The sequence below is a fragment of the Caballeronia sp. dw_276 genome (genome assembly GCF_018449635.1).
Classification (GTDB): Bacteria; Pseudomonadota; Gammaproteobacteria; order Burkholderiales; family Burkholderiaceae; genus Caballeronia.
On record NZ_JAAVUV010000017.1, the window covers coordinates 61,066 to 87,454 of the forward strand.

Genomic DNA, 26,389 nt, shown 5'->3' on the forward strand with positions numbered 1-26,389 from the left:
AAAATCCGTGCTTCGGGGTTTACCCGATTTGTTCGGGCCGGCGCATTTCATCGACGGCTTCGCACGCTTCTGAAACAACCTGCGCAAGATCGACGAGTTCGGTCTCTGCCGTCGACGTCGCCTCGGCAAGCGAAGCAACCGCCGCGTCCAGTTCGCCCGCGGTGCCGCTCCCGTTCGAGAAATATTTGAGAGGCAAGCTGGCGAGCGCTTCGGCATTCGCTGACGCTTCGTCGGTCAGCGCACATAAACGCACCAGGTTCTCGCACAACAACTCGAGCGCCTGCGTTGCGCACTCGCACAGCGCCGGGTCGCTCGCCGGATCATGCGCCATGAGATCGAGGATGCCTCGTGATCGCTCCACCTCACGTGCCAGCGTGTAGCTCCGATCGCGTGCCGCGCCGAGCCGCTTTGCATAGTCGCCGAGCTGCAGGACTTGCTGCGCCGTGTCGGTTGCCATCGTCTTCTCCCGTGCTCTCTGCCCGGCCGCAAGCACACGCTGCAAAAGCGCGTGTCCCAAGCGGCCGGACTGCGATATTGTTTTATGGTCAGTCCGCGCTTGCCCGTACATGCGGGCCCCCCGCGCGAACTTGTTGCGGCGCTCGTAAGCTGCCGCTGACAACGCCTTTACGGCATGCAAGGGAGAAGCTTTAACGAATTTTTCATATATCCGTGCGCGGGACAAATGGGAGCGATCTGCAAACGTTTGACGGCTTCAATGGGTGGGCAAGCGAGCCGATCTGGGGCATGATTCGCCGTTCTCAAACGCGTTGGAGAATGCTTTGAAACTCTCGCCCGCCATCCCGATCTTCCGCATTTTTTCAGTCGATAAAGCCAAGGAGTTCTACGTTGATTTCCTTGGATTCAGATGGGAGTGGGAACACCCGTTTTCGGAAGACGCTCCGCTCTACGCGCAGGTTTCGCGCGATGAAATGACGCTGCATTTGAGTGAGCATTATGGCGATGCCACTCCGGGGTCGGCGTTGTTCGTTCCCGTCGAAGGTATCGACGAACTGCACGCCGAACTCACGGAAAAGAACTATCGGCACGCGCGGCCGGGTATCGAGACCATGCCTTGGGGACGCGTGGTTGCGGTATCGGATCCTTTCGGCAACCGCATCAGCTTTTGCGAGCGCGCCGAATAAAAACGCCCGGTTTGCATGACACAAACCGGGCGTTCAATGAAACCTTTCTGTCGTCAGTCGGGCAAGCGGTCGAGCGACTTTGGTTCGTGCATTGGACAGCCATTGAACTGGCCGCGAAAGCCCGACGACATTTCATAAGCCGGCTTGCGTGAACGCTGCACTCCGCCTATGGGCCGATGCGCGCTCAGCCCATGCCACGGGCTAAAGGCGAGGCCATCGTCGACTGCCGCAGAGCGGGCGTCGGTCCACGCGGGCTGAGCCGCCACGCGAATGCGAGCAACCGTCACGAAAGGACTGTCTTCCTCCGACCATTTCTTCGATGCATCCTCGACCGGCATCTTCTCTATGTCGGTCGCGAGCTGCACCCGCACTTCCCACTCGCCGCCCGTGGTTGCAAAGAATTCGTTGACCGCTTCGCGCAAGCCGTTGGGTTTATCGTCCAGATCGACGGGCGCGTCTTTCAACGCAGCGAGTTCCGGCGATACCGGCACGATCGCAATTTTCCCGTAGTACGAGCCATACAGAACCGGCACCACGGTCGTGTACGTTTCGCCGAGCAGGTTTGTTTTCGGATGACCGCCCAGGCTTTTCAACGTGCCGCTCTCCCCGCCCAAGGCTTCAACCGCAGCCTCGGTTCCCCGCAAAACCGCCGATAACGCCTGCTTCATTCCCGGCGCTTTATCCGTTGTCTTCGCCAGCGCCTTGAGCGTGGTAAGGAAAGCCTTCGGCGTTGCAGCGGTGAACGCAAGCGCGTTTTGCATCACGAAGTCCTGCGTCACCTGTCCTTCAGCGCCAGGTAACCGCTCCCCTTCCACGCCGATGATCTTCAACGCGAGGCCGCGCGGCGTTGAGACTTTGTCATCGAGGATATCGCCGGGGTTCGTCGAGAAACGCATGACGACCGGAAAACTCCCCGCCTTAGCAAATGCGCCTTGTGCGAGTTCGGCCGGCAAACCCTCAGGCACGGTCAGTTCACCCTGCAGCAAGCCATGGCTTTTCGCGTGAACGCTACGTACTGCATGACCATAGTCGGCCGACGTGGTTTCGAGAATGCCTCGCAGCGTTTTGACCAGTTCCTGCGTGGTCTCCGTTTCGTCGGCGGGGATCTGCTCGAAAGTGGAATCGAACAACAAAGGGCGGATGCTTAACGGCACAGACATGGTGGGGACTCCAGGGAATTTATATGAACTTAACAAGCCAGTTACCGAGTTGTTCGCGCAATCGCTGTTCCCGAACCACTGCTCAACATCCACAAAAGCCTACTTTCATCAAACATGTTTATTACTTAATTATTACGCCATGCGAGTTATTTCCTTTATTTAATAATTCCTACACGTGTAATTTCTATCCTCTCGCTAGTTCATTTGGCGTCATGCGTTCGCGCGTGACAACGTTTGCCTATCGTCCAGAGGCCGCTTGTGTTCAACAGATCCGTCACCATCGCCTGGATGCTTTGTGCGGTGCTTTTTTGCACGATGCTCGCCGCCTGCGGCGACCACGATGCGCCTTCCACGTCCGCCCCGTCTTCATTACCGCAAACCAATACTGCCGCGCCTCTCCCGGCTAGTTCGTCGGATATCCAGAACTGGGCATTGCAGCAGACGCAGCCAGCCACGGCTGTATCAAGCCTTGCCCCACCGAAAGAATCACCCGCCTCGCCTGCGTCCGACCCCCTGCTGCCTCCCGTGATTCACGAGGCGGAGTGATATCGATGTACGACCCGCAACTCTCTTCCCCCACCCCGACTGACAAAAACCCATGACCTTAAAAAGCCGACGTGACTTCCTCAGGGCCGCCGTACAGGCCGCCGGTTCCGCCACTGCAATGGGCGTCGTGCCCGCAGGCATTCGCAACGCACTCGCCATCCCCGCCAACAACGTGCACGGCAGCATTCAGGACGTCGAGCACATCGTGGTACTGATGCAGGAAAACCGTTCGTTCGATCATTACTTCGGCACACTGCAAGGCGTGCGCGGTTTTGGCGATACCCGCGCCGTCACGTTGCCCAATGGCAAGCCGGTTTTCAATCAACCGCTGGCCGCGGGCCTGGGCGAGGTGCTGCCGTTCCGTCCCAGCGCGCCGGATCTCGGCAACCAGTTCATCCAGGATTTGCCGCATGACTGGAAGTCGGGCAAAGGCGCCTATGACGACGGCCGTTACGACCAATGGGTGCCGTACAAGGGCACGACGACCATGGCGTACCTCACGCGTGAAGACATTCCGTTTCACTACCAGCTCGCCGATGCCTTCACGATCTGCGACGCGTACCACTGCTCGATCAATTCATCGACGGATCCGAATCGCTATTACATGTGGACCGGCTGGATTGGCAACGATGGCAACGGCGGCGGACCTGTTATCGACAACGCGGAGCTCGGCTATAGCTGGGGGTCGTATCCGGAAGTGCTCGAGAAAGCGAATATCTCGTGGAAGATCTATCAGGACGCGGGCACGGGACTCGACGCCAATGGTTCCTGGGGCTGGACCAACGATCCGTACATTGGCAACTACGGCGACAACGCGCTGCTTTACCTGAACCAGTATCGCAACGCACAACCGGGTAGCGCGCTATATCAGAAGGCACGTACAGGCACGAATGCGCAAGGAGGCGACGGCTACTTCGATATCCTCAAACGCGATGTGCAAAACAACGCGCTGCCGCAGGTCTCGTGGATCGTCGCGCCGGAAGCGTTCTCGGAACATCCGAACTGGCCAGCGAACTACGGCGCATGGTATGTCGATCAGGTGCTGCAGATCCTCACCTCGAATCCGGAAGTCTGGAGCAAGACGGTTCTGCTCATCAACTACGACGAGAACGATGGTTTCTTCGATCACGTCGTGCCGCCGTTCCCGCCGACGTCCAACGCCAACGGCAAGTCCTCGGTCAGCACTGTCAACGAGATTTTCCCGGGAAATTCGACATATCAGAGCGGCGCGTATGGCCTGGGGACGCGGGTGCCGATGCTGGTTGTTTCACCATGGTCGAAAGGCGGTTTCGTGTGCTCGGAAGTTTTCGATCATACGTCGGTGATTCAATTCATCGAAAAGCGTTTTGGTTCGCGCCCCAACGTTATCGAGTCGAACATCACGCCGTGGCGCCGGGCGATTTGTGGCGACTTGACGTCGGCATTCAACTTCAAGAACCCGAACGCAGCTGTTCCGACGTTGCCCGATACGAGCGGCTATGCCCCCGTTCAGAAAATTCGTCATCCCGATTATGTTCCCATCCCGCCCGCTATCCAGGCGGTTCCGAAACAGGAACCCGGTGTACGGCAGGCACGTGCGCTGCCTTATGAGTTGTTCGTTCACGCACACGCAGGCACCACCAACGGCGTCACGTTCGATTTCATCAACACGGGTAGCGTCGGCGCGACATTCCTGGTCTTTACCGCAAATAGCACGACAGCGCCGAATTGCTATACGGTCGGGGCCGGAAACCGTCTGCGTGACGAGTTGCCGTTGGGCGCTTCCAATGCCTACGATTACGTGATTCACGGCCCCAACGGTTTCCTTCGGCGCTTTGCCGGAAAGGCCGTCGAGCAGCACTGGTGGAGTGACAATCAGGCGATTGCCGAAGTTGTCGAGGGCTACGACGTCGCCAATGGCAACCTTCAGTTGCGCTTGAAGAATCTCGGCACCGGAAAATGCACCTTTACGATCACCAGCGCTTACGAAACCGGCGCCACGATCAAGCAACCGATTCGCGGCGGCGGGACGGAGACAGTGTATCTGGACTTGCGTGAATCGTTTGGATGGTATGACGTGACGATTACCATCGATACGGATAGCGCTTTCGTGCGGCGCTTTGCCGGGCATGTGGAGACGGGCAAGAGCAGCATGACGGATCCTGCACTGGGGGGTTGACGCCTTTGATGCCCGAAGGCGCTGCGCGGGCTTTTAGGGTTTGGCAGCAATCTGGGGGAAGCCGGGTTGCTGCTTTTTGGGTCTTCGCGCGTTCTGTCTTGGCTGATTTGTTTAGCACTATTGGCCACTGTGCGTGGCGGCACTTCATTTCTTTGTCCAACGGCGACAAAGAAACGAAGCAAAGAAAACGCCTTTCAACAATCGGCTCATAAGTGTCCCAAGCGTGCAATTACAATTGTTTGGTACCCCAAAAGAACGCTCGACGCCATAACCACCAACAGTTGAACCCCTCCCCCTCCGCACCCTTACATCCACACGCTTCGCCACCAGTGCTCTCGGGCAAGTTCAAACGTTCCAGGCGCTTGATTTTCTCTTACGTTCCCGCATAGCCTACCGGTCGCGTCGAATTCGCATGTGCCACGCCGGCGTTCTTCGATACCACATATAACGGCGATTCCGTCAGGTTTAGCGACACTACGCCGTTGCTGTACGCAACGCTCGATGCATTGCCCATCCAGTCCAGGACCTGGACCGTGCCGTTCGTTCCTGGGGCATCCACCGTGAGCGCGTAGCCCACACTGTAGGTCTGGCTGAAGCCGCCGCTCGCGCTCCACACTGCATTGTTGTGCGTCCACAAGGCCGTCACCGCGTTGCCCGTCCCGCGCTGCTCGAACGCATATGCGTAGACGCCCGACGGCGTGCCGTTCACAGGTCCAAGCGTGGTCGTGCCGTCGAGCACGCGCGTCATCGCCGCGACCGCCAAGGCCGCGGGCTTCGGGCTGACATTGCTCGCGCCGAACGATCCCTGCGCATTCGATAGATCAAAGAACGTGCCGTAACCCGTCTCGCCCGGATAATCCGCGCCGTAGAACACGTAGGTCTGGTCCGCGCCCTCGCCAAGCAAGATGATGTGCGTGCGCGCCACGATCGCGCCCTGTGCAAACAGCACGTTCGATGTTGGATAGTTAGGCCCGTACGATGTGCCCAGGTCGTAGCTGATGCCGGTTTCGGTCACGAACAACTTCATGCCCGGCCTGTAATCCGCCTGCATCTCCTGCCGCAAGTTGCGCATCTCGTTCGTCAACGCGTTCGCGGCGTTGGCGGGATCTGGATCGGTTGCCTGACGCTCCGGCGGGTGCGATGGCGATGTGCCGGCGTCGTAGTATCCATGTGTCGCAATGCCATCGAGGTACTGCGCAAGGCCAAGCGGCGCCATCATTTTCAAACGTTTGGTGGTCAGCGACGGAAACGCGCCCGTCGGTCCCATCACGACGGCGTTGGGGTCCGTCGCATGCAGGCCCGTGTAGGCGAGCTTGTACAGCGCCACGAAATCCGCATCCGATCCCAGCCACGTCTGGTCCGGCTCCCACGTGACCTGATAGTAGTTGCTCGACATCGCCGGAAAATACTTCTCGCGCATTAGTTCGGTTTCCGAACCAACTTGGCTCATGTACGTCTGATAACCCGGCTGGTCGCTCGGCAAGTACGAACTGTCGTTGAATGCGCCTGTTGGGCTGTCCCATCCGGGGATCCCGTCGAGACGCACGAGCCGCATGATCTGACCGCTTGCATAACCAGTATCCGTAGTCATGGCCGTGGCGGCGAAACTGTTGGCGCCGTTCGGCTGCGTGCTGGATAGCTGCCTGTCATCGATCGTCGAGCTGATTCCAAGCGCATTGAGCATCGCGGTCCAGCCGTTGAAGCCCTGCATGCCAAATCGGTGCTGCTCCTGACGAGCATAGATGGGAGCCGGGAGTATTCTGGTGACATCGGGCAAGACGCCGAAGGTTGCGAAACCGATGGGGCGCGTGCCCGCCGTCGGGACGCTTCCGCCCGCCTTCGCAAGCGTCGCCGACACCGCAAAGTAACCCGCCACGGTCGATGTGCAATTGAGCGTCGTCGCACTGCCGCCCGACGGCGCCGCAAAGCTGCCGCTCGCGACCGTCTTGCCGAGCGCATCGTTAATGGTCCATGTAAGTGTGTCGGCCGCAGGGGGATTAGCGGATATCGCCAGTTGGAAGGTCGAGCCCGATGCAAACATGCGCGTACCGTCGGCGCTGGGGGTATCGACCGTGATCAGTCCGCTGCCCAATGACGCAGCGCTCGTGACCGGCGCCGCGCACGTCATGCTCAAGACAGCGCTTGTCACGACCGATGGGGAGACCAATGCCGGGGTCGCTCCGGTCGATACCCCCGCGTTACCGGTTGTTCCCGATGCGCTGTTGGCAGGACTGCCGGACGCCGTCGAAGACGTACCCGAAGCGGTGCTCGAGCTATTTCCGCTCGCAGCGGCGGCCGCGCCTCCACCGCTCGCAACGTCGCCGGGACCGCCACCGCCGCCGCATGCGGCCAACGCGAGCAGAACTGAATATATTGAAAAGCTGAGTAACGCGTTCGTTTTCATTTTCGATGATCGCCCGGTCGTAGCGATAAAACAGGTTCAGACACAGCGGTGCCCCAGGCGCCTCTGAACAGGAACTAGGTGAAGGTTTTGAATCGGGGAAAATGACCGGTAGAAATGGCGTATCGCAGAAAAGAAAGCTCGCGATAAATACGCAACCAAGCCTTAAGGTCCGAATGAATGTTACATAGACGAAACGTTTTGAACCAGTAAAAAACGCGTAACAAGATGTAACGTCTAATCAATAATCGGTAAAAATATAATCATCATATTTAACAGCGCCTGATTTAAAAGGTTTAAATGCGTGCTTATATCCATCGCCCTGACCCACGGCTTATTTATCATATGAAATGAATTTATCCACGGATCAGAAATGAAACCTTTTCTCGCCCTGAGAACCGCTCCCGACGGGCACCGATCCTTGCCCACTGCAAGATTCGGCTCAACTTGCTAATTTGCCAAACGGCTCGGCACATATGAACAGCAATCGATAATCGCCACACAGAGTCATACGTACCGCCAACCTGAATAACGGACGCCTTTTCGAGAACTTGAGCTTCGCGTTCTCATTTGATAATCCAGTGAGTATCCGAAGACCGAATGCTCTTTTTCTAATTCATCTATAAGAAGCGTCCAAAACAGCATCGAAGCAAGCCGCCCTATTTGCCAGGATCACCGCGCTCTCGACAAACACACCCCATGGCAACGTCTCCGTTCTCCCCGTGCTCGTCCGCGTTGCCTTTATAATCCGCCATGATTCCAATTTCCTGCCTCTCTGCCTCCCGCCCTCTTCGTGCTTCCCACGAAGTCCTTTCCTGTGCGGCGGCCTCATGAAAACGCCAAAAAGACTGCTGCCATTGCTGGAAGAAGGACTGATCGACGAGGTCATCGGTCAGTTGATGAGCGGCAAGGAAGCGACCGTGTACGTGGTGCGTAGCGGCGATTCAACGCGTTGCGCGAAGGTCTATAAGGACGCGAAGCAGCGCAGCTTTCGGCAGGCCGCGTCGTATCGCGAAGGACGCACGGTGAAGAACAGCCGGCAAGCACGCGCAATGGATAAAGGCACGCGCTACGGCCGCCAGATGCAGGAAGAAGCGTGGCAGAACGCCGAGGTCGATGCGCTGTTCCGGCTCGCGAACGCGGGTGTGCGCGTACCGCAGCCGTACATCTGCACCGACGGCGTGCTGCTGATGGAACTCGTGGTGGACGCACAAGGCGACGTTGCGCCGCGTCTGAACGATGTCGACATGAGCCACGATCGCGCGCTCGAATTGCACGAGGCGCTGCTGCGCGAAGTCGTGCGCATGTTGTGCGCGGGCATGATCCACGGTGACTTGTCGGAATACAACATCCTGCTTGCATCGGATGGACCGGTGATCATCGACTTGCCGCAGGCCGTGGATGCCGCCGGCAACAACGAAGCGTCCGCCATGTTGCAACGTGACGTGGATAACCTCGCCACTTACTTCGGCCAGTTCGCGCCGGAACTGTTGAAGGCGAACTACGGCAAGGAAATGTGGGCGCTGTATGAAGCGGGTTTGCTCACCGTCGATACAAAACTCACCGGCCACGTAGAAGTCGATACAACCCCGGTCGATCTCGAAGCCGTGATGCAGGAGATCGAGGATATCCGGCTGGAAGAAGAAGCGCGCATCCGGCGCGAGCAGGAAGCTGGCGACTGACTACCGATTGCCTTCGATCGCATCGGCGAGCCCTGACAACACCGGCCCGCATTGCGCCTCCACCTTGAACTGCAGGAGCGCATCCGCCCGGGTGTGCCCCAGATTGACCGCAGCGATGGGCTTGCCCGCACGGGTAGCCCACTCGCAAAATCGAAAGCCCGAATACACCATCAGTGAAGAGCCGAGCACGAGCATTGCATCGGCCTGATCGAGCGCGGCTGCAGCCGCATCGACGCGCGTGCGCGGCACGCCTTCACCAAAAAACACCACGTCTGGCTTCAACATTCCGCCGCAGCGCGTGCAAGCCGGCACATGGACCGCGTTGAAGTCGAAGCCTTCGAGTTGCGCATCACCGTCCGCAACCGGCAACGCAGCCAGTCCGACGAAGCCGGGGTTATCGGCAATGAGCCGTTGCTGGAGTGCAGCACGTGGCGTCTCGTCGCCACAATCCATACAGCGCACGCGGCCAATATTGCCATGCAGTTCGATCACGTCCGTATTGCCCGCGCTCGTATGCAAGCCATCGACGTTCTGCGTCACCAGCCGATGAAAAACGCCAAGGCGCTCCAGCCGTGCCACCGCCAGATGCGCCGCATTCGGAGCTGCGCCAGCGAGCATCGGCCAGCCAATCATGCTGCGTGCCCAATACCGTTTACGGGAGAATTCGGACCCAAGGAAATCCTTGAGCAGAATGGGCGCTCGGCCCGTTCGCTGCCCTTCCTTGTCGCGGTAGCAGGGTATTCCGGATTCCGTACTAATTCCCGCACCGGTCAATACAAACAGTCGCGGATAGCGTTCGACAAACGCTTGAAGCGGATCGGAGAGCGCGGCAGGCGCGCTGGCGTAGGGAGTATTCATTGCCGAAATAGTAACGGCAATGCGGTTTGTTTGCTTGGACGCGAGCCGGCGGAATTTCACTTTTCGCATGTTTGAAACGGTACGTTTCCAGCAAGAAGCCCGAGCAACACGGACGCCTTTCTTTGCGATAGCCTTGGCTTTAACTGCAGAAGATAAACGGTTTTCAGCCCTTTCTTTTCAGAGCCTTTTTGCCCATGGCAAAGAGTCCTTCGTAAAAATACAACTCAATAATTGACCAGTGTCCGCGTCCAGACTCGCTCATCGAAACAATCTCGGTGCATCGTTTTGCACGTCGTTATTTAGTGGCGCTTTATTTAGCGCGCTGATATTTTCAAGTTCGGCTTACGCCCAGGAATTGAACATTCTGGCTGGACCGTTAATAAGCCGGGGGGAGAACTCATACTCATGGCAAGGGAGTTATCGCGAAGGACTCGGGAGATATGCTGCGTGGAGTTTCTCGTGGATCAACGAAGGACATATTCCGGACCATCATCGTGATGGACAGACCGTGCAACTCTGGGCACGGCTGCCGCTTTGGCGTGACCGGTTCGAGTTATCGGCGGGAGCGGGGCCGTACAGATACTTCGACACCACCGCTGCGGGCGCCGGCGGCACGTATTCGAATACACATGGCTGGGGCGCAGTGTGGAGCGCGCGCGCGGCCTATTACTTCGACCGCCGCTGGATCGCGCAAATGCAGTTCAACCACGTGCAGGCGTTCGGCGGTCCAGATACAAGCTCACTTTTGTTCGGCGTCGGTTATCAACTCGATGCAAGCGGCGAACCCGGCCCGCGCCAAACGCCGACATCGAGAACGTCCCGGGTCACCGACAACGAGCTGACAGTCCTGCTCGGAAAATCAATCCTTAACAGCTACGACTCAGAGACTTCGTTTGCGCAAAGCGTGGAGTATCGGCGAGGCATTACCCGTTATATCGATGGAACCGTGTCCTACATTCACGAAGCCAGCAACACGCAAAGTCGCCGCGACGGCGTGGCGTTGCAACTCTGGGCAACGCGAGGGTTTTTCAACGACCGCTTCACGCTTGCGGTGGGAGCCGGTCCGTACATCGCGATCACGCAGAACGACACACTTCCCGGAAATCGTACGGGCGATGGCCGCGTATCTGGATTGGTTTCCATGTCAGCCAGTTACCGGCTCGGAAAATACTGGCTGACGCGGCTCACATGGAACCGCGTCGTCACCCGTTATGACCGCGATGCCGATGTGATTGAAGCGGGCATAGGCGTGAGGTTCTAGCGTTCATACGAATGCGCGTCCTCACGTTTTGACGGGTTTTGGGAACAACGGATAAGCGGCCAATGCGCACGCGGCCGCAACCAGCCAGACCACGCCCCACGACCCGACCGCGAGCAAATGCGGAATCGACAAAGGCGTGATGAACAAACCCACATACACGGCCGTGTTCGTCATTCCGAGCGCAGTTCCTGCACGATCCTTTCCGCTCAGCGTGGCAAGTTCGGTATAAGCAACGCCGTGCCACGCGGACACGCAAATCCCTGCGAACACAATAAAACCGATCAGCCAGCCTTCGGATAACCCATATCCCGTCCCGGCCGAAAGCGCGACGAACGCCGCAACCGCAATCAACGTCGAGACCTTCGTATAAGCGCGCCGGTTGCCGTGTTTATCGGTGAAACGGCCGCTCCAGACGCGCATGATCATGGCGCCAAGCTGGACGGCGACCATCGTGGCAGTGATGCCGGGCAAGCCGACGTGCGCGAAGTCATGCAGGAAAACGGTGGCGAACGTGAGCACCGCGAATTGCGGAATGCAGAGAATGCCGATGCCGAGCACCACGCGCCAGATCATCGTGTCACGCAGGGGACTGATGGCGGGTGCGACCGGAACGTGCGGCGCGGTCGCTGCGTGCACGGGCGTTTCCGGCGGCTCGTGAAGCCATCGCCACGCGAGACAACCTGCCGCCACGCACATCGCCGCCAGGACGCCATAGACGAGCCGGAAACCACCCGTGGATGCGAGCCACGGCAGGATCAGCGCGCCAAGGCCGCCGCCGAGCGGCACGGCGGTCTGGCGGATGCTCATCGCGAGGCCCCGTTCGCCTTCCTGGAACCAGCGCATGATCGCGCGTCCGCTCGATCCGTTGACGCTGCCGCCGAGCAGGCCGACGCCGCACATTGATAAAACCAGCCACAACAACGAAGGCACCGACGCCGCCGATGGCACCACGAACAGCATCATGGCCAGGAACGCGACAGCGACGGTCGCGAGGCCGGTCAGCAGGATCGGGCGATCGCCCCATCGGTCCGTCGCCACGCCCCACGGCAATTCGGATATCGCGACGCCCAGTCCCATTGCGCCGAGCGCCAGCCCGAGCGCGGCGTTGCCGAGGTGGTAATCCGCGCGCAGCCAGACGGCCGTGGTCGGAATGCCCGCGATCGCCGCCGAAAAGCTGACATTCGCCGCAACGCCCACGCCGAGGACTTTCCAGCGGTGAGATGCGTCGAGATTACGTCTGGCCGTTTGGGCCAGAGGGATTGCGCATTGAGTTTGCATCGCTTTATGGCGTCCGTTCAGATTCGATACCCCAAGTGTGGGCCATCACGATGGTCCTGAATATCAAGTAATATTGCATCGACACTTCGATAAAACAGGATGGTCCGTCATGTCGCACACCAATTTCGATGTTGCATCGCTGCGCACGTTCGTGGTCGGCATGGAACTCGGAAGTTTTGCGAAGGCGGCGGATCGGGTCGGGCGTTCGACCTCCGCGGTCAGCGCGCAGATCAAGAAACTCGAAGAGCAGACAGGCGTGCCGTTGTTCAAAAAGGCCGGTCGCAGCCTCGCGCTCACGGATGCCGGCGAAACCATGCTGCGCTTCGCGCGCCGTCTCGTCGACCTCAACGACGAGACCGCCGTCGCCGTGCGTGGCCCCGATCTCGAAGGCTGGATCAGGCTCGGGCTGCAGGAGGATTTCGGCGAAATCATGTTGCCCGACGTGCTCGGCCGGTTTTCGCGAGCGCATCCGAAGGTGCGCATCGAAGCGCGTGTAGCGCGCAATACCGAGTTGTTCGAGCGTATCGATTCGAACGAACTCGATCTCGCGCTGATCTGGGGCGACCCGGCGTCGGCGGCGCGGGAAGTCCGGGCAGGCGTGCAGCATGAACTTATCGCCGAACCACGGATGTGCTGGATCGGCTCGTCCACGCTGCCCTGGAATCCGGACGCCGATGAACCGTTGCCACTGGTGGCGTTTGATCGCGCGTGCCTGTTCTTCAGCGCAGCGACTGCGGAACTCGATCGCGCGAACATCCGCTGGCGCGTCGCGTTCACGAGTCCGAGCTTGTCCGGCTTGTGGGCCGCGGCCGCCGCGGGACTCGGATTGACAGTGCGCACGCGATACGGTTTGCCAAGGTCGGTGTGCGCCCTCGATGAACATGCCGCAGGCTTGCCGGCATTGCCGTCGTTGCCGCTGTCGCTCCTGCGTGCATCGGCGAAATCCGCGCCGCCTGTCGAGCGGCTTGCATCGATCATTCTCGACTCGGTGCGCGGCGGATCGGCATCGTTCGAACGCATGGCGGCCTAAGCGGCTTCCACGCCCCGTCCCGACGGCCCGCTTTTTGCTGAATCCGTCGTGAACGACAGACGGGAGCGCGACATGGCAGGACTGATGCAGCATGCAGCGAAACTGGACGATATTCCCGCCGACCGGGGCATACGGGTAACGTTGTCCGATACGCCCATCCTGCTCGTGCGGCAAGGCGACAGCGTTCACGCGTTTTCGGCGGATTGCCCGCATGCAGGCGCGCCGCTCGAGGATGGCGCCGTATGCAACGGTCGTATCGTCTGTCCGTGGCACAAGGGCACGTTTGCGATCGCGGATGGCAGCGTGATCGAACCGCCGGCGCTTGTCGGCTTGAAGCAGTATCCGGTATCTGTCGAGAGCGGCAACGTGCTCGTGTCACCCGAAGCTGACGAACCGCCCGCTCGCGTCCATACCGCCGATACCCGCACGATGGCGATCATCGGCGCGGGCGCGGCGGGAGCTGCAGCGTGTACCGCGCTGCGTGAAGCGGGCTTCGACGGACGTATCGTGCTGATCGGGCCGGAGTCCGGCGAGCCATATGACCGCACCGCGCTGAGCAAATTCGTGCCCGCAGGCGATATGCCGCCCGACGGAGTCCCGTCGCTGCTGCCGGAAGGTTATGCCACGAAGCAGCGTATAGAGCGCATCGAAGCCCAGGTGATCAAACTCGATTCCGCCGATAAACGCATCGACCTGCCCAACGACCTCACATTGCATTACGACGCCGCGCTGATCTGCACCGGCGGTATCCCCAAACCCATGGACGTCCCCGGTGCGAACTTACGCCGCGTGCATTTGCTGCGTTCGCGCGATGACGCTGCCGTGCTCGTCGCCTCGCTCGAAGGCGCGAAAAACGCGGTGATCGTGGGCGCAAGTTTTATCGGGCTGGAGGTGGCGTCATCGCTCAGGAAACGCGGCCTGGACGTAACGGTGATCGCGCCGGGAAAGATCCCGCTCGCGGCGCAATTCGGCGATGAACTCGGGCTGATGTTCCAGCGGCTGCACGAGAAGAACGGCGTCGTGTTTCGCATGAGATCGAAGGTGAAGGCGTTCATTGGCGATGATGCCGTTCACCTTGTCGAACTCGATAACGGCGAGAAGATTCCAGCGGACGTGGTGCTTATAGGAACCGGTATCAGGCCGGCGACAGAGTTCCTGCAAGGCGTCACGCTCGCTGATGACGGCGGCATTCCCGTCGATACCGCCATGCGCGCGGCGCCTTCGCTCTACGCGGCCGGTGACGTCGCGCAGTTCCCGCTGCCACGCGCCGAAACACATTTGCGCGTAGAACATTGGCGCGTCGCGCAGCAACACGCACGCGTCGCCGCGCTGAACATGGCGGGTGGCGCCGAACACTACACGGGCGTGCCCTATTTCTGGACCTATCATTTCAGCAACCGCTTCGAATACCTCGGCCATGCAATCGAGCACGACGATGTAGTGATCGACGGCGATCTCGACTCGCAGGTTTTCATCGCTTATTTGATGAAGGACGGCAAAGTCGCGGCCGTTGTCGCGTGCGATCGCGAAGCGCCAACGGCCAGGCTCGCCGAAGCAATGCGTTCAACGCTGACGTTAGATGAAGCGCGCCGCGCCGCAGGCAACGAAGGCTGATGGGCCAATGGCAACGAAACTAATAGGCGATCCATTCGAGCAGGACGGACGTATGGTCACCGCGACCTTTCATCCGTCGAATGCGCTCCGGGCGCCTGATGCAAAGACGCGCGATGCTGCATTCCGCGCGACCGCGAAGGCGTTGAGGACCGAAGACAACGAAAGCATCCGGTTCGACACGCTGGTCGCATCACGTGATAGAAACCAGCGACGCAATGGACGTTCAAAGGGACATCTTCAAGGAGGGCAACGCGCAGAAGATCGCGGACTCGCTGAAGAAATCGTCGGCGCGCAGCAACCGGCGCAAGGGCACGCCGTTCCAATCGGCCATGTCGATGCTGAATTTCTACATCAACCGTGCGGGGCGTAACTTGCCGAAATCGCGGCGCACCGTACTCGATAACGCGAAGAAGCGACTACGCGAAGCGTTCGGCCGCAAGCCCTGAGGAACGTTACTTGCTGCGTCTCCTGTCTGGCAGCCGCAAACCGCCGGCCACGTTGTGCGAGTACCTGAGGAGGCGTCATGCCCGAGAACACCGAACTTAATCCCGGCGATGAAGCCGCCCCCGGCACCCCGGGCACCGGCGAAAACATCTGCCCGGCCTGCAACGGTTCGGGCAAGAAGGACGGCCAGCCATGTGCGACGTGCGACGGCACGGGCAAGGTCATCGAAGGAATCGGCGGTGCGTGATTACATCCGTGATTACATCCGTGTTCACACGTTTCGCACGCCGCTCTACTCGCTTGCCACGGTCGCGATGATTGCAGGCGTGCTGACCGGTTGCGCAAACGCTGCGTCCGACGGGTCGATCGGTTTCGGCCCGTCGCCTACACTGCCTCCGCCTCACACTACCCTCGTTCCTACGCTCAACGTTGCGCCGGCCAAACCCTGGCCCGAAGGCACGATGCCGACCGCCGCGCAGGGCTTTACGGTGAACGCGTTTGCAAAAGGACTCGACCATCCGCGCTGGCTCACGACATTGCCTAACGGCGACGTGCTTGTAGCCGAAAGCAACGCGCCGGCTCAGCACGACGCGAAGGCCGGCATCAAAGGCTGGATCACCAAGCAATTTCAAAAACGCGCCGGCGCAGGCGTGGTCAGCCCCGACCGCATCATCCTCTTGCGCGACACCAAGGGCGATGGCGTAGCCGATACACGTAGTGTTTTTATCGACAACTTGCATTCGCCGTTCGGTATGGTGCTGGTCGGCGACGATCTGTACGTAGCGAATACGGATTCAATCGTGCACTTCAAGTACCACACCGGCGACACATCGATAAGCGGGCCGGGTGAAAAGCTGACAAACTTGCCGGGTGGTCCTATCGATCATCATTGGACCAAGAACCTCATTGCAAGCCGCGACGGCAAGCTGCTTTATGCCACGGTCGGTTCCAACAGCAATGCGGGCGAAAACGGCATTGAAGCGGAAGAAGGACGCGCGTCGATCGTGGAGATCGACCGGGCAACGGGGAAATCGCGCATCTTTGCATCCGGCTTGCGAAACCCCAACGGCATGTCGTGGAATCCGGAAAACGGCGCGCTCTGGACCGTGGTCAACGAGCGCGATGAGCTGGGTAATGATCTCGTGCCCGACTACATGACATCAGTGAAAGACAGGGCCTTCTACGGCTTTCCGTATAGCTATTATGGCCAGCATGTCGACACGCGCGTGAAGCCGCAGAACCCGGAAATGGTCGCGAAAGCCATTCCTCCGGATTACGCGCTCGGGTCGCATACGGCGTCTTTAGGACTTACTTTTTACGATGCAAGCCTGTTCCCGCAAAAGTATCGCAATGGGGCATTCATCGGTCAGCATGGATCGTGGAACCGCAAGCCGCGCAGCGGCTACAAAGTGATTTTCGTGCCGTTTTCCGGCGGGAAACCTTCGGGACCGCCCGAAGATATCCTCACGGGGTTTTTATCGTCCGACGGCGATGCGCGCGGGAGGCCAGTTGGCGTCACGCTCGATCATGCGGGCGCATTGCTCGTGGCCGACGACGTCGGCAACGCCGTCTGGCGCGTCACGCCGGCGCAGCATACGGCCGGGAACTGATGGCACGGCGCGCTGCATCGGCGAATGGATTGTTTGCCGTGGCCGAAGCCACGTTGATCAATCTTTATGATGGCGGCGTGCTGTCACCCGCTGTTCTCGAACGCGTGATCGCCGGCTTTGCAAACAGTGCGATCGACTGGCACTCAGCACCTGAACGCAAGAGCGTGGACGGCAAGTCACTGCACGAAGTCGTCGCCATCACCATGATGCCCGGGCGCGCCTTCCGCAATCCATCGAAGGAATTTTTCAACGTCGTCGAGCACGTTGGCGGCCGTCGGGTTGCCGCGCAGGAGGAACAGGAAGCCCCGGAAGAACCCGCTGATGATGAACCTGACGACGAACTCATGAGCCAACTTACAGGCGCCGGCGGCAAAGGCAGCACGGGCGCCAAAAAAACTGCGAAAACCGCACAAAAACCGGCGCCTTCCGCCGGTTTCAATCCCCTCTTCCATGCCACGCCGCCGGGCCGCGCCACCAAGTCATAGCGCTGTCTTTGATTCATGTCATGGTGGAGTTACAACGTTATCCTTCTACACACGGCACAATACGCAAGTGCCTGATCGCGAGCGACCCGCATGAGTGACCCGGCCAAAGCAAGACGGCCGAACCAGAGTGACACCGCAACATCTTTCAACGGATATCAACGGACACGACATGGACACACAGGCAACCTCCACTTCCCCGCGCCTTTCCCCCGACGAATTACGCAAGATCGATGCATATTGGCGCGCCTGCAATTATTTGTCGGTGGGCATGATCTATCTGCGCGCCAATCCGCTTCTGCGCGAACCGCTTAAAGCAGAACACATCAAGCGACGCCTTCTCGGGCACTGGGGCTCCGATCCCGGCCAGTCCTTCACCTGGGTCCACCTGAACCGGCTGATCATCAAGGAAGACCTGAACGTGATGTTCGTCTCGGGCCCGGGTCATGGCGCGCCGGCAACGTTGTCGAACTCGTATCTCGAAGGCTATTACTCCGAGGTCTATCCCGATCGCAGCGCCGATGAAACCGGCATGCTGCGCCTGTTCAGGCTGTTTTCGTCGCCGGGGGGAATCGGGTCGCACTGCACGCCTGAAACGCCGGGATCGATCCACGAAGGCGGCGAGCTGGGGTATAGCCTTTCGCACGGCTTCGGCGCGGCTTTCGATAACCCCGACCTGATCGTGGCCGTGATGGTCGGCGACGGTGAAGCCGAAACGGGGCCGCTTGCCACGTCGTGGCATTCAAACAAATTTCTCAATCCTGTCGAGGACGGCGCGGTCCTGCCAATCCTTCACTTGAACGGCTACAAGATCGCGAACCCGACCATCCTCGCGCGCATCCCGCAGGAAGAGCTGGAAGCGCTGATGACGGGTTACGGCTACAAGCCGCACTTCGTGTCAGGCTCGGACCCCGCAGCCATGCATGAATTGATGGCGCAGACACTCGAGACGTGCATCGCCGAGATCCGCGCGATTCAGGCGCACGCGCGTTCAACGGGCGACACCACGCGTCCGCGCTGGCCGATGATCGTCCTGCGTTCCCCTAAAGGCTGGACCGGTCCGAAGGAAGTCGATGGTCACAAGGTCGAGGATTTCTGGCGTGCCCACCAGGTGCCCGTGCTCGACCCGGCGACCAACGCGAAAAGCCTGAAGGTGGTGGAAACATGGATGCGCAGCTACAAGCCGGAAGAACTCTTCGATGAACACGGCACATTGATTGAAGAGCTGCGCGAGATGGCGCCGAAGGGCGAACGTCGTATCAGCGCGAATCCGCATGCGAATGGCGGACGTCTGCGCCGCTCGTTGGATCTGCCGGACATTCGCGACTACGCGTACAAGGTCAAGGACGCCGGCGGCACGTATCAATCGCCAACCGCGGTGCTTGCGACGTGGCTGCGCGACGTCATCAAGCGCAACATGAACTCGTTCAAGCTCTTCGGCCCCGATGAAACCGCGAGCAACAAACTCGATGGCGTGTATGAAGCATCGGGCAAGCGCTGGATTGCGGAATTCAAGCCTGAAGACAGCGACGGCGGCGCTTTGTCGACCGATGGCCGCGTCATGGAAATGCTCAGCGAACACACGCTCGAAGGATGGTTCGAGGGTTACGTATTGACAGGACGGCACGGCCTCTTCGCGACCTACGAAGCGTTCGTGCACGTGATCGATTCCATGTTCAACCAGCATGCGAAGTGGCTCGAAAAAGCAAAACTGGAACTCGACTGGCGCGCGCCCGTGCCTTCGGTGAATCTGCTGATCACATCTCTTGTATGGCGTCAGGATCACAATGGTTTTACGCATCAGGACCCGGGTTTTCTCGATGTCGTCACGAACAAGAGTCCCGAAGTCGTGCGCATCTACTTGCCGCCCGACGCGAACTGCCTGCTGAGCGTGATGGATCATTGCCTGCGTTCGCGTGACTACGTAAATGTGATCGTCGCGGACAAGCAGCCGCATTTGCAGTATCTCGACATGGAAGCGGCGCTCGCGCATTGCGCGAAGGGCATTGGCATCTGGGACTGGGCGTCGACGGATCAGAACAGCGAGCCCGACGTGGTAATGGCGTGCGCCGGTGACATCGCGACCATGGAGTCGTTGGCCGCTGTCGAAATCCTGAAAGAGCGTTTCCCCGACCTCAAGATCCGCTTCGTCAATGTGGTCGACATCTTCCGTCTGATGCCCGATACCGATCATCCGCACGGCTTGTCGGATCGTGATTTCGATTCGATTTTCTCGCGCGAAAAGCCGGTTATCTTCAACTTCCACTCGTATCCGACGCTGGTTCACAAGCTCACGTACAACCGCACGAATCACGAGAACATGCACGTGCATGGATACCGTGAGCGCGGCAACATCAACACGCCGTTCGAACTCGCGATCATCAATCAGGTGGACCGCTTCTCGTTGTGTATCGATGTAATCGATCGCGTGCCACGTCTGCGCGATACAGGCGCGCATACGAAGAACTGGTTGAAGGACCAGATCAACGAGAGCATTGGCTACGCGCATGCGGAAGGCATCGATCGTGATGAGATCCGCAACTGGGCGTGGAAAAACTGACGCCATGGCACACGACATTCTGGTGTTGAACAGCGGATCCTCGTCGCTCAAGTTTGGCGTGTTTACGCCGGACAGCGGCGACGAAAAAGCGTGGCTGACGGGGAGCGCGAAAGGCATTGGTCGTGAAGATGGATCGCTGAGCATGCGTTCTTCGGAAGGATCAATAGACGTTCAGCAAAGCCATGTAATGGAGTCGCAGCATGACGCGCTTCAGCGTATGGCCGACGCCTTGCACGAGCATCTTGAAGAGCCGCTGGCCGCGGTTGGTCATCGAATCGTGCATGGCGGACCGCATTTGAGAACGCATGCGCTGATCACGGACAAAGTCACGCAAACCCTTCGCGAAGCTGTGCAATTTGCGCCGCTGCATCTGCCACAGTCACTCGCGTTGCTCGAACAGGCACAGGACATCTTCAAGGACGTCCCGCATTACGCCTGCCTCGATACCGCATTCCACCAGACGATGCCCGCCCGTGCCACGCATCTTGCCTTGCCGAAGCACTATGCCGATGAAGGCGTGGTGCGCTACGGTTTTCATGGCTTATCGTATGAATCGATCGTGGCGAGTCTCGGCGACGACCTTCCCGAACGCCTCGTGGTCGCGCATCTGGGGAGCGGCGCAAGCCTTTGCGCGATCCACAATGGCCGTTCAATCGATACCACCATGGGCCTCACGCCAACCGGCGGTATTCCAATGGCAACGCGTACCGGCGATCTCGATCCCGGCGTCTTCGTCTATCTGATGCGAACGGGCGGCATGGACGCCGATGCGCTGGAACATCTGATCAACAAGGACAGCGGCCTCAAGGGTCTTTCCGATTCGAACGACGACATGCAGTCGCTTTTGCAACGCAGCGACGCGGACGCTGAACTTGCAATCGATGTCTTTTGCACGGCAGTGCGCAAGACGATCGGCGCATACGCGGCTTTGATGGGCGGCCTCGACCGCGTCGTGTTCACAGGGGGTATCGGCGAACATGCCGGCGCCATTCGCGAACGCATCTGCGAAGGTCTCGATTTCCTCGATATCCCATTCGATGTGATCGAGACACAGGAAGAAAGGCAGATCGCGCGTCATTGCCGCACGCTTCTGACTGAAAGTATTTAGTAGGGTACGTGGATTGCTCATGGCTTGATCGATTCAGTGTCGACCGAGCCGGAGCAATTGATGTCACGTCTCATTGCGGAGGCCTCGTCACGTTCGGCAGCATGGTGCAGGTCGTGGAAGACAGCACGCAGTACAAGAACGACAATGACCTGGCAGCCATCGCGCATTAGCTGAAGAGCTTGCCGCCCGAGAAACCATCGGGCACGTACGTGCCTCAATCGCTCGGCGCGAAGCAGACGGTGGCGGCCACGCGTACAGGTCACATCGAACGGTCGGGCGCGGGAATCTATCTCTCGTATTGCGCGGAATGCCACGGCGATCAGGCACAAGGCATGCCGCAAAAGTATCCGAAGCTCGCGGGCAATCCGTCCGTACTGAGCACCGATACCACTTCGCTGATTCGCCTGATGATCGAAGGCGGCAACTCGCCCGACACCCAGCGAGGACCGCCGCGCAAAAACATGCCCGCGTATGCGGGCACGTTGACGAACACGGAGATCGCGCAAGTACTGACCTTCATCCGCACGACCTGGGGTAACAGCGCTTCGCCGGTCACCACGCGCGATGTCATCCAGCTGCGCAACGACATCCACAAATAGCGCTCGCTTTATCCCCTGGAATGCGTGCCACCGCCGTGCGCGCCGCGCCACAAAAGCACTTGCTCGGCGGCGGCGATCAACGCATCGAGCGATACGGGTTTCGCCAATGAAAGATCGAACCCCTTCACGCGGGCGCGATTTTCGTCCGCAATGCTCGTGTAGCCCGTCAGCGCAATCGCGGGCAAGCTCGCGAGACGCGGGTTTGCACGAACCTGATCGATGAGTTCATAACCGTCCACGCCGGGCATGCTGATGTCGCAAAGCATGAGGTCCACGAGTTCATGTTCAAGGTACGTGAATGCTTCGCTGCCGCTGTGCGCGGTTGCGACCACCGCGCCTTCGAGCTGCAGCAACGCAGCGAATGCACTGGCGGTTTCCGGATCGTCGTCGACCACAAGCACGCGCACGCCGGAGAGCGACCCGTTGCGCTCCTGCTCCATGCCATTTTCCGGACGGTCATCGACCAGCGGCAACCAGACACTCATCATCGTCCCGCGCCCCGCACCTTCGGAATGCGCGAGCACGCGGCCCGCGTGCATCTCCACGAGTTGCTTGACGAGCGCAAGCCCGATACCCATGCCGCCGCCCGTCCTGCGCCGCGCTTCGACGCCTTGCGAGAACATCTCGAAGACATGCGGCAACAAAGGCGCGTCGATGCCCAGGCCGGTATCGGTGACATCGATACGCAACTCGTCGCTTTCCTGCGTCAGACGCACGGAAACCGAGCCGCCGTGCGGCGTGAACTTCAGCGCGTTGGAGAGCAGGTTCCATACGATCTGGTCGAAGCGTACAGGATCGACCTTGGTCCACAACGGCACGGCGAGTCCATCGAATGACAGCGTTATGCCACGCGACGCCGCGTCGGTCTCGATGGCATTCGCAATGGTCGCGAGCATCTGCGCAACGTCACTCGTCGCGAGATTCAGCGCGAGCTTGCCGGTGCGCACGCGCGACAAATCCAGCAAGTCGTCGATGATCTTCGCCTGGCCCAGAACCGCCCGTTGAATCGCATCTGCTGCGATCTGGATGGCGGGCACGCCGCGCGCCTCCGGAATCCGCGGCAACATCTCCGCCTTCACATGAATCAGGTTGAGCGGATGCTTCAACTCGTGCGACAGCACAGCCAGGAAATCGTCCTTCAGCCGGTTCGCGGCCTCGGCCTGCGCGCGTACCGAGCGCTCTTCCGCAAGTTGAATCTGGCGCGCGTCCTCCTGCGACTTGCGGTCGGTCAGGTCGCGCACGATCTTCGCGTAGCCCGTGAATTTAGGATCGTTCAGCGGCGTCACCACACCGCTGCAGTACACCTTGCGGCCGCCCTTCGCAACGTGCCAGCGTTCGTCATCCGCGCGGCCGTCGTGCTGAGCGATCTCGCGCTCGCGGGCCGCAACGCCTTCCTCGTTATCCGAGGAGGTGTAGATCACGTCGATATTCTGGCCCACCGCCTCGTGCTCCGAATAACCGAACACGCGCTCGGCCCCGGCGTTCCAGCTCACAATACGGCCGTCCGGATCCTGCACGATGATCGCGAAGTCGTTGGTCGTCTGTGCGGCGAGCCGCAGGCGTTCTTCACCGGCGCGCACGCTTGCTTCGGCACGGCGGCGCGCGGTGGTTTCAACGAGACTCAACACCGCGCCATCGATACGGTCGTCCGCCGTCCGGTACGGAAGCAGGCGCGCGAGGAACCAGCGGCCGTCGTTGGTCGCCACTTCCCGTTCGATCAGCCTCAACGACTGGAACGTTGCGCTGACGTCATTGGCGAGTTCGGGATAGTTCAGCTTGTGCGTGATGTCAAAAAGCGAACGCCCCACGTCCGCACCGATCAGGTTGAACACCGTGGTAGCACTTGGCGTATAGCGCTTGATGCACATCCCGCGATCAACGAAGACCGTTGCAATGTCCGTGGACGTAATCAGGTTCTGCAGGTCGTCGTTGGCCTTGCCGGTTTCCTCGATCTTCGCCTGCAGTTCCGCGTTGACCGTGATGAGTTCTTCGTTGACCGACTGCAGCTCTTCCTTGCTGGTCTCGAGTTCTTCCGTTGCGGATCTCAACTCTTCGTTGATGGCCTGCAATTCTTCGTTCGACGCCTTCAGCTCTTCTGTCGACGTTTCATATTGCTCGATAGTCGTCTGCAGTTGCTCCTTGCTCAGGTGCAATTCCTGTTCGAGTTGCTGCATCACGGTATCGTGACCCGTGCCATGCTCAGCTGCCACTGCGCTTTCTGTCATCGCCTCCTGCACCTCGTCGAACAGCACGAGGATGAAATCGGCATCGGCGGCGGCGTCATGAAACGGGCGCACCGTCATGTTCACAAATGACGAATGCCCGTCACGCTGTAGTTTCACGCGTCGCGCTTCCACGCTGTTGCCCGTCTGCACCGCCTGGAACAGCGCCGTGCGCAGATCGAGCCGCAATTCGGGCAGCACCACCGCAATCAGGTTGCTCGAAGGCTCGCCGCCGACGTAGCGCAGGAAACGGCCGGCGTTATCGGACATATGCACGATTTTCGAATCGCGGTTCACGATCACACTCGGCGGCGCGTATTGCTCCAGCACGCGCTGGTGAAGCGCGCTGAACGAAAAGTTGCGGCGTCCTGGGATCAGTGCATACCCTTCTTCTTCGATACTCGTGTAGCTACTTTGATTCGACATGGCGGGCGACGTCAGCGCGGGCCGGTTCGGCAGCTTGGCTGCCTTCGCCCGGTACACCCGGCTCTTTTTATCCACGACCGTAAACAGGTCTTCCACCGAGTCGGCCGACTCGGAGCTACCAAGGAACAGATACCCGTTGGGATAAAGCGCGTAGTGGAACATCTCGAGAACCTGATGCTGCACGCCGCGATCGAGATAGATCAGCAAGTTGCGGCACGAGACCATATCGAGCCGCGAAAACGGCGGATCGCGCAGCACGTTGTGCATGGCGAACAGGATCTTCTCGCGGATGCTCTTCACGACTTCGTAATGCGAACCCGTCTTGACGAAGAACTGCCGCAACGAAGACGGCGGCACGTCCGACATGATCGACTCCGGGTACACGCCGGCGCGCGCACGGGCGACCGCGCTTTCATCTATATCGGTCGCGAACACCTGGATGTTGGCAGTGGAACGCAGCAGTTCCCGCTGCTCGGTCAGCAGCATGGCGAGCGAGTACGCTTCTTCTCCCGACGAACATCCCGCAACCCACGCCCTCACCTGATCGCCGTTGTTCTTGCCGTGGAACAGCATGGGCAAGACATCGCGTTCGATTGATTCGAAGGCTTCCCGATCGCGGAAAAAACTCGTCACGCCGATCAACATGTCCTTGAGCAACGCGCCCGTTTCCCGCGGGTTCTCCCGCAACAGATCGCGGTACGCGAGCAGGTCCGGCACGCTGTTCACCTGCAGGCGCCGCTCGATACGGCGCAGCATGGTCGCGCGCTTGTAGAAGCGAAAATCGTGACCAGTGCGCGAGCGCAACGTCGACAGAATGTCCTGCAGCGCGACCTCCGCCTCCCCACGCCGGTCGGCTCGATCATTCGGGCTTGCCGCGGGGGGATCGACTTCCGGCAGTGCAATACGTTTCGCGTTGTTCCAGATATCCAGCAAGCGTTGCGGCATTTCCACGACTGGCAGAACCAGATCGACCTGATCCGTCTGGATGGCGTTTTGCGGCATCTCCGCATATTCGGCGTCGTTCGGTTCCTGTGCAAGGGTGACGCCGCCGCGTTCCTTCACGGTGGCGATGCCTACCGCGCCGTCGCTGCCGGTGCCCGACATGACAATGCACATGACGTACTGGCCGTGCGCCTCGGCGAGGCTGCGAAACATCTTGTCGATACTGACGGGGCGTCCCGTATTGGGCTCGACATCGCGTGCATTCAGGTAACCGTCGGTCATTGTCAGGCTCTTGCCGGGCGCGATGACGTAGACGTGATTTGCTTCAATGGGCGTCGGGCCACTGACTTGTTTCACCCGCATGCGGGTCACGTTTTGCAGGACCTTGTCCGCGCTGCTCACATGCTTGGCCGACAAATGCAACACGACGACGAATGCCATGCCCATATCAGCCGGTGCGTTTTCGAAGAAGCGCAAGAGCGCCTGAACGCCCCCTGCAGACGCACCTATGCCGACAACCGGAAAACCCAGCGAACTCGAACGATGCGCGTCTCCAGGGCCGTCACCGGTCGCAATCTCGCGGCCAGCGCCATCGCTGCGTGGGGGCACCGTTGATGTTGATGTCTCACTCACTCCGTGGGCCTCGGTTGATAACGCTTCAATGGTCGACAGACGCCGCTTCCCCGGCAGCGGTCGCTTGGCTGGCCGGGGTTTTCCGTTTTCGGATCAATCCGTAATTTTAACCCTGATGCGGATTGAAACAGTACTCACTGCACGAGTAGCGCGCAACGCGAGTGCTATTGGCCGTCCTCGTCTGCCCGATGCCCAGAGATCTGACGTAGAGGCATCTTCGGACAATATCCCCT

The 26,389-nt window shown here is 59.8% G+C and carries 19 protein-coding genes and 1 pseudogene; 14 read left to right on the forward strand and 6 right to left on the reverse strand.

The features are described 5' to 3' along the window. Positions 1 to 19: 19 nt before the first annotated feature. Positions 20 to 457 (reverse strand): hypothetical protein, encoded by a 438-nt coding sequence (locus tag HB633_RS28140; protein WP_213781452.1) that lies wholly within the window; start codon positions 455 to 457, stop codon positions 20 to 22. A 322-nt stretch (positions 458 to 779) separates the two neighbouring features. On the opposite strand from HB633_RS28140, the gene HB633_RS28145 reads away from it, so the two are divergent. After that, the gene (locus HB633_RS28145) at positions 780 to 1,142 is read left to right on the forward strand and encodes a glyoxalase superfamily protein (RefSeq protein ID WP_213781453.1); all 363 of its coding nucleotides are present in this window, start codon (positions 780 to 782) and stop codon (positions 1,140 to 1,142) included. Between the two features lie 53 nt (positions 1,143 to 1,195). Here HB633_RS28145 and HB633_RS28150 read toward each other — a convergent pair whose 3' ends face one another. Continuing rightward, positions 1,196 to 2,302, reverse strand: coding sequence for a catalase family protein (locus tag HB633_RS28150; RefSeq protein ID WP_213781454.1), 1,107 nt, complete (start codon positions 2,300 to 2,302; stop codon positions 1,196 to 1,198). Between the two features lie 598 nt (positions 2,303 to 2,900). Here HB633_RS28150 and HB633_RS28155 point away from each other — a divergent pair. Beyond that, entirely contained in the window at positions 2,901 to 5,006 is a 2,106-nt protein-coding gene (locus HB633_RS28155; protein ID WP_213781455.1) for a phospholipase C, phosphocholine-specific, read from the forward strand. 373 nt (positions 5,007 to 5,379) lie between these two features. On the opposite strand, the gene HB633_RS28160 is transcribed toward HB633_RS28155, so the two are convergent. Further along, positions 5,380 to 7,047: a hypothetical protein gene (locus HB633_RS28160; RefSeq protein WP_255581235.1), complete on the reverse strand. Its 1,668-nt coding sequence runs from the start codon at positions 7,045 to 7,047 to the stop codon at positions 5,380 to 5,382. Here HB633_RS28160 and HB633_RS31055 point away from each other — a divergent pair. Both HB633_RS31055 and HB633_RS28165 read left to right on the forward strand, forming a co-directional pair. Next, complete coding sequence (locus tag HB633_RS31055; protein ID WP_255581237.1) at positions 7,046 to 7,477, forward strand: hypothetical protein; 432 nt, start codon at positions 7,046 to 7,048, stop codon at positions 7,475 to 7,477. The genes HB633_RS28160 and HB633_RS31055 overlap by 2 nt on opposite strands. Before the next feature lie 760 nt (positions 7,478 to 8,237). Beyond that, positions 8,238 to 9,089, forward strand: a complete 852-nt coding sequence (locus HB633_RS28165) for a PA4780 family RIO1-like protein kinase (RefSeq protein WP_213781457.1) — start codon at positions 8,238 to 8,240, stop codon at positions 9,087 to 9,089. On the opposite strand, the gene HB633_RS28170 is transcribed toward HB633_RS28165, so the two are convergent. Further along, positions 9,090 to 9,947: an NAD-dependent protein deacetylase gene (locus tag HB633_RS28170; RefSeq protein WP_213781458.1), complete on the reverse strand. Its 858-nt coding sequence runs from the start codon at positions 9,945 to 9,947 to the stop codon at positions 9,090 to 9,092. 322 nt (positions 9,948 to 10,269) lie between these two features. Here HB633_RS28170 and HB633_RS28175 point away from each other — a divergent pair, with 322 nt between their 5' ends. Then, on the forward strand, positions 10,270 to 11,208 hold the full coding sequence (locus HB633_RS28175; protein WP_213781488.1) for a hypothetical protein: 939 nt from the start codon (positions 10,270 to 10,272) through the stop codon (positions 11,206 to 11,208). 21 nt (positions 11,209 to 11,229) lie between these two features. Here the strand turns inward: HB633_RS28175 and HB633_RS28180 are convergent, their stop codons facing one another. Beyond that, positions 11,230 to 12,486, reverse strand: coding sequence for an MFS transporter (locus HB633_RS28180; protein ID WP_213781459.1), 1,257 nt, complete (start codon positions 12,484 to 12,486; stop codon positions 11,230 to 11,232). 109 nt (positions 12,487 to 12,595) lie between these two features. Here HB633_RS28180 and HB633_RS28185 point away from each other — a divergent pair, with 109 nt between their 5' ends. The 9 genes and pseudogenes from HB633_RS28185 to HB633_RS28225 all read left to right on the forward strand — a co-directional run bounded on the left by HB633_RS28185 (position 12,596) and on the right by HB633_RS28225 (position 21,933). Further along, positions 12,596 to 13,516, forward strand: a complete 921-nt coding sequence (locus HB633_RS28185) for a LysR substrate-binding domain-containing protein (RefSeq protein ID WP_213781460.1) — start codon at positions 12,596 to 12,598, stop codon at positions 13,514 to 13,516. Positions 13,517 to 13,588: 72 nt separating this feature from the next. Beyond that, positions 13,589 to 15,130 (forward strand): FAD-dependent oxidoreductase, encoded by a 1,542-nt coding sequence (locus HB633_RS28190; protein WP_213781461.1) that lies wholly within the window; start codon positions 13,589 to 13,591, stop codon positions 15,128 to 15,130. An 80-nt stretch (positions 15,131 to 15,210) separates the two neighbouring features. Next, positions 15,211 to 15,576, forward strand: a pseudogene (locus HB633_RS28195) (DUF3175 domain-containing protein). 77 nt (positions 15,577 to 15,653) lie between these two features. Next, complete coding sequence (locus HB633_RS28200; RefSeq protein WP_213781462.1) at positions 15,654 to 15,821, forward strand: hypothetical protein; 168 nt, start codon at positions 15,654 to 15,656, stop codon at positions 15,819 to 15,821. Positions 15,822 to 15,888: 67 nt separating this feature from the next. Next, complete coding sequence (locus HB633_RS28205) at positions 15,889 to 17,184, forward strand: sorbosone dehydrogenase family protein (RefSeq protein WP_213781489.1); 1,296 nt, start codon at positions 15,889 to 15,891, stop codon at positions 17,182 to 17,184. 38 nt (positions 17,185 to 17,222) lie between these two features. After that, complete coding sequence (locus HB633_RS28210) at positions 17,223 to 17,669, forward strand: hypothetical protein (RefSeq protein ID WP_346730382.1); 447 nt, start codon at positions 17,223 to 17,225, stop codon at positions 17,667 to 17,669. Positions 17,670 to 17,838: 169 nt separating this feature from the next. Continuing rightward, positions 17,839 to 20,226, forward strand: coding sequence for a phosphoketolase family protein (locus tag HB633_RS28215; RefSeq protein ID WP_213781464.1), 2,388 nt, complete (start codon positions 17,839 to 17,841; stop codon positions 20,224 to 20,226). A gap of 4 nt (positions 20,227 to 20,230) precedes the next feature. Continuing rightward, positions 20,231 to 21,334: an acetate/propionate family kinase gene (locus HB633_RS28220; protein ID WP_213781465.1), complete on the forward strand. Its 1,104-nt coding sequence runs from the start codon at positions 20,231 to 20,233 to the stop codon at positions 21,332 to 21,334. A 179-nt stretch (positions 21,335 to 21,513) separates the two neighbouring features. Then, positions 21,514 to 21,933, forward strand: coding sequence for a cytochrome c (locus tag HB633_RS28225; RefSeq protein WP_346730383.1), 420 nt, complete (start codon positions 21,514 to 21,516; stop codon positions 21,931 to 21,933). Positions 21,934 to 21,941: 8 nt separating this feature from the next. Here the strand turns inward: HB633_RS28225 and HB633_RS28230 are convergent, their stop codons facing one another. Next, positions 21,942 to 26,156, reverse strand: a complete 4,215-nt coding sequence (locus HB633_RS28230) for a CheR family methyltransferase (protein ID WP_346730384.1) — start codon at positions 26,154 to 26,156, stop codon at positions 21,942 to 21,944. Positions 26,157 to 26,389 lie beyond the last annotated feature (233 nt).